We start from the raw sequence: 8,886 nt of genomic DNA, 5'->3' as shown, positions 1-8,886 counted from the left end.
GGGGTGGGCGGTGTGGGCGCGGGCGGCTTCGGCGCGGGCGGCCGCGGGGACGGCGGCGTCGGTTCCACCGGTACGACGGGCTGCGCCACCGGCGGTTTCGCCGCCGGTTTCGGCTCGGGTACGTGGGGGCTGCCGGACAGCGCCCACACCAGACCGGCTGCCGCCGCGGCGACGACGAGCGCCCCGATCCCGGCCTTCGCCGGCGTGCCCAGCCCCTCGGCGGCGGCGCCACCACCGGCCGCGCCGGTCGCCGAAGCACCGCCGGTGGCGGCGGCCGCCGCTCCGGCGCCTGCCGCGCCCACCGCGCCGCCCGCGACGATGCCCGCCGCCTTGAGCGAGTAGCCCGCCGCGAACCAGCCGATCACCGCGACCGGCAGCAGCGCCGGAATCCCCGCGTTGACGTGGGCCAGCTCACCCGCGGCGAGGCGGCACTTCGCGCACTCCTCAAGATGCTTGCGCAGCCCGCGCTCGGCGCGCATGCGCAGCCCTCCGCGCGCGTACGCCCCGAGCCGGTCGGCGTACCGGGAACAGTCGCCCGTCGAGGTGAGCGAGGTGCTCACATGGGCCTGGAGATACGCCTGCTTGAGCCCTTCGCGGGCCCGACTGGCCAGTACCGCCGTGGCGTTGGCGGACAGCCCGAACAGCGGCGCGATCTGGCTCGGCGACTCCTCCTCCACCGTGGTGTGCCACAGCACCGCCTGCCAGCGCTCCGGCAGGCTGCGGAACGCCCGCATGGCCATGGACCGCTCCGCCTCGTGCATCGCCAGGACATCCGCGCCCAGATCCAGAGTGTCCCCGTCCGGCACCTCGGAGGACTCGGCGGCCTGCGCCGCGAACACCGCGAAGTCCTCGACCAGCTGCTCGCGCTTCGCGGACTTCGTCCAGGTGGCCGCCGTGCGCCGTACGGTCGTCAGCAGATACGCCCGCACCGCGTGCCGGGGCCCGGCTCCGCCGCGTACGGCCTGCAACGTACGGGCGAACACCTCGGCGGTCAGATCGTCGGCGGTGTCCGCGTCGCGGCAGCACGTACGGGCGTAACGCCGCACGGGCTCCGAGTGCCTGCGGAACAGCTCCGCGTACGCGCTGTCGTCGCCGTCCCGCATCCGCTGGATCAGATCGGCGTCCGAGGGAGGCGCCTCGGGGACGGCCGACTCCTCACCCACAGCCCTGCCCGTGCCCGCACTCGTGCCCGCAGGCCGGACGGTGGACAGCTCAAGGGTCGGCGGGTCGGACCGGGGCACATCGGCGCGACCGCGCTGCGGCGGCACCCCGGCGTGAGCGCCCGCCGGTCCGGGGACCACCGTCGGGCCGCCCTGGCTCGGCACCTGCTCGGACGCTGGCACCGCGCCGCAGCCGGTGCCGCCACCCGTGCCACCGGAGCCGCCGCCACCCACGCCGCCGCCACCGAGTGGTCCGTCCCGTCCGTCACCGCTCATCGCGGGAACCCCCGTACGCGCCGCTCCGACCCAAACACCGGGCCAGCGTGCCACAGCGCACCACGTGGCCCCGAGTGTTCGAGTCCGTCCACCACTCGTCCGGGGCGCATTCCCGGGTCGGGCCTTTAACCTTCACTCTTACGGGGAAGGATCAACGGCGCTATTCGTCAAGGCTGTTCGAGAAGCGGAGCCGAAGCCGAAGCTGAGGCAGCGGCCGAAGCCACAGCCGAAGCTACAGCCACAGCCGAAGCCGCCGTCGACGGCCGACCGTCGACGGCCGACCGACGACCGACGACGGCCGACCAACGGCCGACCGGCTCCGCTCCCCGCCGCCTCTCACGCGGGGCGCGACCGCAGCCCCTCCAGGAGGATGTCCAACAGCCGCGCCGAGGCCGCCGCCTGCTGCGCCGCGTCCGGCAGCGAGGGCGCGGCGGTGGCGATCACCAACAGGACGTCCGCCACGGTCACATCGCCGCGCAGCTCGCCCGCTCCGCGCGCCCGGTCCACCAACTGACCGACGACATCGAGCAGTTCGACCGTGCCCGGCGCGTCCAGCCCCTCGGCCGAGGCCGAGATCCGCGCTCCCACCACCCGTAAATCGGGCTGGCCCGGCTGCCGTTGGTGCGGCACCCGCGTCTCGTCCGGCAGCCCGCGCGGCAGCGTCACCTCTTCCCCGTCCACGCTCACCCGCAGCACCTGCGGAGGCAGCAGCCGCCCCGCTCCGGACGCCACCGAGGTGCGCAGGAAGCGGGAGAGCGCCGACCACGGCTCGTCCTCCTGCCCCAGCGCCGCACGCGCCTGCTCGGTCAGCCGGGACGTCTCTTCCGCCGCTATTCGCCTGACCAGCACGTCCTTGCTGGGGAAGCGGCGGTAGACCGTGCCGACCCCGACCCGGGCGCGACGCGCCACATCCTCCATCGGAGCCCCGTACCCCAACTCCCCGAACACCTCACGGGCCGCCCGCAGTACGTGCTCCAGATTGCGCTGCGCGTCCACCCGCAGGGGCGCCGAACGCCCCGCCGCACCCAGCGGCCCCGCGCCGCTCACACCAGCCGTGCCCGTGCCCACGCCCGAACCCATGGCCACCGTGCCCGTACCCGTACTTGTAGCCGTCCGTCCCTCGCTGCCCCCGACGACAGCGGTTTGCCAACGAGCATCCTGAATATGCATAAGCGTTCCCCCGGTAATGATGTCTCCCCCCGGAGACTCCCCGCCCTGACAGCCGGGGCGTGCGGCCCAGTCACGTGCCCGACACCCCGTCGACATACGAACATAGTTGAGCCCGGGGCAATTCAGAAGGGGGTGGTTCCGCACGGAGCGCCCCCCGATCGGAGCAAGGACCGGAAGATGCCTGAATCCCCCCTCTCCCCGCACCTCCCACGCCGCCGCTGACCTGGGCTCCTGCCGCGACGTCCGGACCACGGCCCGGCCGTGGCCCGCGACGGCCTCCGGTCACACAATGTGTCGCGCCTGTGGACAAACGCCCGGCCCCAATGCGTTATGGGAAGGTGAAGGCTGAGATCTCTCGGGGGAGGACCCCCGCAAGCCCGCCCGGAACGCGCATTCTGGTGATCGGCGGCGGCTACGTCGGGATGTACACCGCGCTGCGCCTCCAGCGGAAACTGAGAAGTGGCGAAGCCGAGGTCACGGTGGTCACTCCCGACCCTTATATGACCTATCAGCCCTTCCTGCCGGAAGCGGCCGCCGGGAACATCTCGCCGCGCCACGTCGTGGTGCCGCTCCGCCGCCTGCTGCCCGGCTGCCGCATCGTCATCGGCGAGGCCACCGCCATCCGGCACGCCGAGCGCACCGCCACGCTCAAGACCCTCGGCTCGGAGGCCGAGGGCAGCGGCACCGTCGACCTCACCTACGACGAACTCGTCCTCGCGCCCGGCTCCGTCGCCCGCACCCTCCCCATCCCAGGACTGGCCGAACACGCCATCGGCTTCAAGACCGTCGAAGAGGCCATCGGCCTGCGCAACCACGTCCTCGAACAGATGGACATCGCCTCCTCCACCCGCGACCCCGCCGTCCGCGACGCCGCCCTGACCTTCGTCTTCGTCGGCGGCGGCTACGCGGGCGTCGAAGCACTCGCGGAGCTGGAGGACATGGCCCGCTACGCCGCGCGCTACTACCACAACATCAAGGCCGACGACATGAAGTGGATCCTCGTCGAGGCCACCGGCCGGATACTCCCCGAAGTCGGCGAGGAGATGGGCAGATACGCGGTGCGCGAGCTGCGCGCCCGCAACATCGACGTACGGCTCGAAACCCGCCTGGAGTCCTGCGAGGACCGGGTGGCCGTGCTGAGCGACGGCGCGCGCTTCCCCGCCCGTACGCTCGTCTGGACGGCGGGCGTCCGGCCCCATCCCGTCCTCGCCGCCGGAGATCTGCCGCTGGACGGACGCGGCCGGCTCCGCTGTACGGCCGCCCTCTCCGTCGAGGGCACCGAGCACGCCTGGGCCGCGGGTGACGCCGCCGCCGTACCCGACCTGACGGCGGACGAGACCGGCAAGGAGTGCGCGCCCAACGCGCAGCACGCCGTACGCCAGGCCAAAGTACTCGCCGGGAACATCGTCGCTTCCCTGCGCGGCGAACCCCTCCGGGACTACCGTCACGCGTACGCCGGTTCGGTGGCCTCCCTCGGCCTCCACAAAGGGGTCGCGCATGTCTACGGCCGCAAGGTCAAGGGCTATCCGGCCTGGCTCATGCACCGCGTCTACCACCTCAGCCGCGTCCCCACCTTCAACAGGAAAGCCCGCGTACTCGCGGAATGGACGCTCTCCGGTCTCTTCAAAAGAGAGATCGTCTCCCTCGGCTCCCTGGAGCACCCCCGCGCCGAATTCGAACTGGCCGCGGGACGCGAACCCCGGCAGGACAAGTGAGGTCAGCCGTCCGCGCGACGACCGGAGGCAGCGATCCGAACACGACGAGGGGCGACTGTCAGTACGTTCGGTCACACTGGACGTGTGACCATAGGTGGGCTCACATCTGCACAGAGTGATCCATCCGGGCTCGACGCGCGCACCCGGCGGCGACGTACGGCGACACGACACCATCACGACACCTTGAGGCATGAGAATCCGTGAATTTCACGCGTTGGAGCGCCCGCCTCCCCGGTACGCGGCGTCGCGCCGCCGCGCGGACGGACCGCGGTGCCGTGCCGGCGGCCCGCGGCGAGTACGAGCGAGGGGAGCACGAGGGCCGGGACGCGAGCGGTGAGCGCGAGCGGCGGCCCGAGCCCGCGCCGGGCATTCCCACCCTCGCCGACCTCTCCGTCCGCGACATCCTCGGCGAACTGCCCGCCCTGGTCGCGCTCGTGTACGGGCCGCAGCACCGCGTCGCGTACGTGAACGACGCCTACGCGACGGCCTTCGGCCCGCGCCCGCCCGGATCCACCGCGGCCGAGAGCTGCCCCGAGCTGGCGGAGCTGGGCCTGCTCCCGCTGCTCGACCAGGTGCTCCGCAGCGGCAAGCCCCGCACCGTCAAGTCCCGCAAGGCGCAGTCACGGACCCCCGCGGAGCCGCCGACGCGCGACCACACGGCGACAGCCCCCGCCGCCGGCCAGGCCCCGCGCGCGGACCGCTCGTACACGCTCACCTGCACCCCCGTCGACTGCCGCGGCACGGACGGCATCCTCATCTACGCCGCCGACGTCACCGACCACGCCGAAGCCGCCGAGCGGCTGCGCACCAGCGAGGGCCGCCACCGCCGTACCGTCGTCACCCTCCAGCGCTCCCTGCTCCCGCAGGAGCTGGAGCAGCCCGACGACCTGCGCGTCGCCGCCACCTACCGGCCGGGCGGCGCGGACGCCGCCGTCGGAGGCGACTGGTACGACGTGATCACCCTCGGCGCCGGTCGTACCGCCCTGGTCATCGGCGACGTCATGGGCCGGGGCGTGCGCGCCGCCGCCGTCATGGGCCAGCTGCGCACGGCCGTCCGCGCCTACGCCCGGCTCGACCTGCCGCCGCACGAGGTCCTCCAGCTCCTCGACGGGCTCGCCGCCGAGATCGACGCCAGCCAGATCGCCACCTGCGTCTACGCCGTCCACGACCCCAACGAGGGCCTGCTCGAATACGCCTCGGCCGGTCATCTCCCGATCCTGGTGCGCGCCTCCGACGGCTCGGTCGAGCGAGCCGAGGACCCCACGGGCCCGCCCCTGGGCACCGGCGGCTGGCTGCACACCTCGGGCACGATCGCCCTGCCGCCCGGCTCGACGGCCGTCCTCTATACGGACGGTCTCGTCGAGCGCCGCGGCGAGGACATCGACGAGGGCGTCGCCTCCCTCGCCCGCGCCCTGTCCGGCGCGCAGGGCTCACCCCAGGTCGTGTGCGACCGGCTGATCCGCTCCCTGGGCGTCACCGACGACCACGACGACGACGTCGCGGTGCTCGTCCTCCAGCACCCCGCCCGTACGGGAGCCGACGCGGAGCTGTTCCACAACGCGGCGCTCGACCTGCTCGGCGGCATCGAAGCGGCCCCGCGCGCCCGCGCCTTCGCGACGGGGGTCCTGGCCTCCTGGCGCTTCCCGGTGGAACTGCGCGACCTGGGCGTCCTCGCCACCAGCGAGCTGGTGGCCAACTCCCTGCAGCACGGCACCCCGCCCATGCGCCTGCGGCTGCGCCGCACGGACCGGCGGCTGATCATCGAGGTGACGGACGGCGACGACCACTTGCCGCGCCGTCGCAGAGCCGAGCCGGCGGACGAGGCCGGCCGGGGCATCTCGATCGTCGCGACGATCGCGTCGTCCTGGGGGACACGCCGTACACCGGACGGCGGCAAGGCCGTCTGGTGCGAGTTCGCCCTGCCCCACTGACACCGCGCCCGGCGCGGACGCCCGCGCCGAGGTCTCAGCGGGCGGGCGACGCCAGCGCCTCCGGGCTCTCCGACCCGGCCGCCTCGGGCGTGTGCCGCGCGACCACCCGGGAAGCGGACAGGAGCGAGGGCCGGTCCTGTACGGGCGTGAGCCGCCGCCCCAGCCGCAGGGCCAGCACGGTGATCGACAGCGAGAACAGCACGAACGTCACGATGTACGGCCCGTGCAGCGACGCCCCCATCGGCCCGCCCACCGCCGGGCCGACCGCCAGCGCGAGCTGCTTGACCAGCGCGAACCCCGAGTTGTACTGCCCGATCATCGACGGCGGCGCGAGATCCGCCACCAGAGGGGCCACGGTCGGCGACAGCATCGCCTCCCCGAGCCCGAACAGCGCGTACGTGGAGATGAACGCGGCCGTCGCCATCGTCCGGCCGCCCTCCCCGAGCCCCGCGTACCCGGCGATGAGCCAGGCGACGGCCCAGATCAGCCCGACGGCGGCGATCACCCGGCTGCGCCTGAGCGGCTCGACCAGCCGCAACACCACGAACTGCGCGATCACGATCACCGCCGTGTTGGCCGCCAGCGCGATCCCCAGCGTCGACGGATCGATCCCGGCGGCCTCGGTGCCGTACGCGGCGAGGCCCGACTCGAACTGCCCGTAGCAGGCGAAGAACACCACGAAACCCAGCACGCACAGCTGCACCATGGCGCGGTGCCGGAGCATGGACCGCAGCCCGGGACGCCCGGACGCCTCGACGCCCGACGCCTCGACGCCGGTCGTGCCGGTCGTGCCGGTCGTGCCGGTATCGGCGGGGCGCGGCATCCGGACCGTACCGGCCACGGCGGCCAGCACGAGGAACATCGCCGCCTCGACGCAGAACAGCAGCAGGAAGCTCCCCGGCCTGCTCTCGTCGACGAGCTGTCCGCCGATCAGCCCGCCCACGCCCAGCCCGAGATTCGCGAGGAAGAACTGCGTCGCGAACGCCCTGGTGCGGGTCGCGGGCGTGGAGCACCACACGATCATCGTGGCCAGCGCCGGCTGCATCACGGCCGTCCCGGCACCCAGCAGCGCGGCGGAGAGGACGGCGGTCGGCACGCTCCCCGACAGCCCCATGGCCAGCGCCCCCACCGACGCCAGCACCGCGCCCCCGACCAGCACCGGCAGCGGCCCCCGGCGGTCGATCACCCGGCCGGTGAACGGCAGCACGACCAGCGCGGCCAGGGCGAAGACCGCCAGCACGGCACCGGCCGTACTCGCGCCCAGGTCCCGTACCTGAGCCACATACACATACAGATACGGAACCGTGAATCCGAGCCCGAACGCACTCAGCGCGTTCCCCGCCTGGATCCGGCGCATCGCCGCGCCCATCGCCCTGGTCACACTCACCCCTCAACACTTCAGAGTTAAACTTAGAACCTAAACTTCGAAGGTGAACTGTACACATCGAAGGACTTCAACGCCAGGAGAGGTGCGTGGCATACTGCCCCGATGCCAGAGACCACCCCCGAGAAACCCGGCCCCGAGAAGCCCACCCCCGAGAAGCCCGGCCCCGAGAAGCCCGGCCCACCGGATCTCCAGGAGCCGAGCCTCGACGAGCAGATCGCCGCCTATCAGCGAGAGTTCCGTGATCTCGACCCTCAGGTCGAAAAGGTCGTCTCCGCGCTCGGCCGACTGAACCGCCGGATGAACGTCGCCTACGGCAGACAGGTCTCCGACCTGGGCATCAGCAACGCGGAGTGGGAAGTCCTCAAGACCCTCGTTCTCGCCGGTTCCCCCTACCGCCTGGGCCCCGGCGAACTCGCCAAGCGCCTGGGCCTCACCCCGGCCGCGATGACCCACCGCGTCGACCGCATGGCGGGCGAAGGTCTGGTCACGCGCGATCGCGACGAGAACAACCGGGTCCGGGTCATCGTCGAGCTGACGGACGAGGGCCGCACGAAGTGGCTGGCGGCGATGCGGATGGCCTCGGAGTTCGAGGAGGAACTGCTCCAGGACCTCTCCTCCGACGAGCGCGGAGTGCTCGGCGAGATGCTCATCCGCCTGCTGCGCCGCGTGGAACACGCCCAGCCGGACGCCGGCGGGCGCCTGACGGATCTGGAGTGACGGCAGGGACGGCGTGACGGCAGTGACTGGCAGCGGCTGGCAGCGGCTGGAGCGGCCGGAGGCGGGTTCGACCGGGGGGTCGGGCTGGTTTGACAGGCCCCTGAGCGATCCGTAAGGTTCTTCGAGTTGTCACGGAGCCGACATGGAGCTGTGACAGCCACTCCAGCCGCATCAGCGGCACTCAAACCAAGCATGATCTCCCAGCCGGGAAGAATTTCGGCATGCCGAAATTCATTTCGAAGACTCGATTATGAGTCACCTGCGGAATCCGCTACTGTTTGAGACGTCGGAAGGGCCGAACAGCCCGGATGGCAGCCCACTCTGACTGGGAATCAGGCCCGAAAGGATCTGGTAGAGTCGGAACCGCCGGAAAGGGAAACGCGAAAGCGCGGAACTGGAAAGCGAAACCCCGCTCCGACGGGGAATCGGACACGAAAGAGTCTGATAGAGTCGGAAACGCAAGACGGAAACAAAACAAAGAAACACCGAAGGGAAGCGCCCGGAGGAAAGCCCCAGAAAATGTTCTGTGG

General features: G+C 72.0%; 6 protein-coding genes. 3 read left to right on the top strand and 3 right to left on the bottom strand.

Features of this window, described 5'->3' with window-relative positions:
* Both DVH02_RS25980 and DVH02_RS25975 read right to left on the bottom strand, forming a co-directional pair.
* Window positions 1–1,436 (bottom strand): sigma-70 family RNA polymerase sigma factor (locus DVH02_RS25980; RefSeq protein ID WP_114626285.1); only part of this gene is annotated, 1,436 nt, incomplete at its 3' end.
* A 336-nt stretch (window positions 1,437–1,772) separates the two neighbouring features.
* Window positions 1,773–2,606, bottom strand: coding sequence for a TetR/AcrR family transcriptional regulator (locus DVH02_RS25975; RefSeq protein WP_114626283.1), 834 nt, complete (start codon window positions 2,604–2,606; stop codon window positions 1,773–1,775).
* Between the two features lie 323 nt (window positions 2,607–2,929).
* Between DVH02_RS25975 and DVH02_RS25970 the strand changes: the two genes are divergently transcribed.
* Both DVH02_RS25970 and DVH02_RS25965 read left to right on the top strand, forming a co-directional pair.
* Window positions 2,930–4,321, top strand: coding sequence for an NAD(P)/FAD-dependent oxidoreductase (locus tag DVH02_RS25970; RefSeq protein ID WP_114626282.1), 1,392 nt, complete (start codon window positions 2,930–2,932; stop codon window positions 4,319–4,321).
* A 200-nt stretch (window positions 4,322–4,521) separates the two neighbouring features.
* Complete coding sequence (locus DVH02_RS25965) at window positions 4,522–6,252, top strand: ATP-binding SpoIIE family protein phosphatase (protein ID WP_114626281.1); 1,731 nt, start codon at window positions 4,522–4,524, stop codon at window positions 6,250–6,252.
* A gap of 34 nt (window positions 6,253–6,286) precedes the next feature.
* Here the strand turns inward: DVH02_RS25965 and DVH02_RS25960 are convergent, their stop codons facing one another.
* Window positions 6,287–7,621, bottom strand: a complete 1,335-nt coding sequence (locus DVH02_RS25960) for an MFS transporter (RefSeq protein ID WP_199566416.1) — start codon at window positions 7,619–7,621, stop codon at window positions 6,287–6,289.
* A gap of 120 nt (window positions 7,622–7,741) precedes the next feature.
* Here DVH02_RS25960 and DVH02_RS25955 point away from each other — a divergent pair, with 120 nt between their 5' ends.
* On the top strand, window positions 7,742–8,356 hold the full coding sequence (locus DVH02_RS25955; protein WP_233518460.1) for a MarR family winged helix-turn-helix transcriptional regulator: 615 nt from the start codon (window positions 7,742–7,744) through the stop codon (window positions 8,354–8,356).
* Window positions 8,357–8,886 lie beyond the last annotated feature (530 nt).

The sequence above is a fragment of the Streptomyces corynorhini genome, from assembly GCF_003346515.1.
GTDB lineage: Bacteria > Actinomycetota > Actinomycetes > Streptomycetales > Streptomycetaceae > Streptomyces > Streptomyces corynorhini.
The sequence above is the reverse complement of the archived record's forward strand: the minus strand, read 5'-3'. Positions and strand labels throughout refer to the sequence as shown.

Excerpts from the sequence above, each read along its gene's own strand:
- DVH02_RS25975 (WP_114626283.1), bottom strand. The coding sequence starts at position 2,606 with ATGCATATTCAGGATGCTCGTTGGCAAACCGCTGTCGTCGGGGGCAGC.
- DVH02_RS25970 (WP_114626282.1), top strand. The coding sequence starts at position 2,930 with ATGCGTTATGGGAAGGTGAAGGCTGAGATCTCTCGGGGGAGGACCCCC.
- DVH02_RS25960 (WP_199566416.1), bottom strand. The coding sequence starts at position 7,621 with ATGGGCGCGGCGATGCGCCGGATCCAGGCGGGGAACGCGCTGAGTGCG.
- DVH02_RS25955 (WP_233518460.1), top strand. The coding sequence starts at position 7,742 with ATGCCAGAGACCACCCCCGAGAAACCCGGCCCCGAGAAGCCCACCCCC.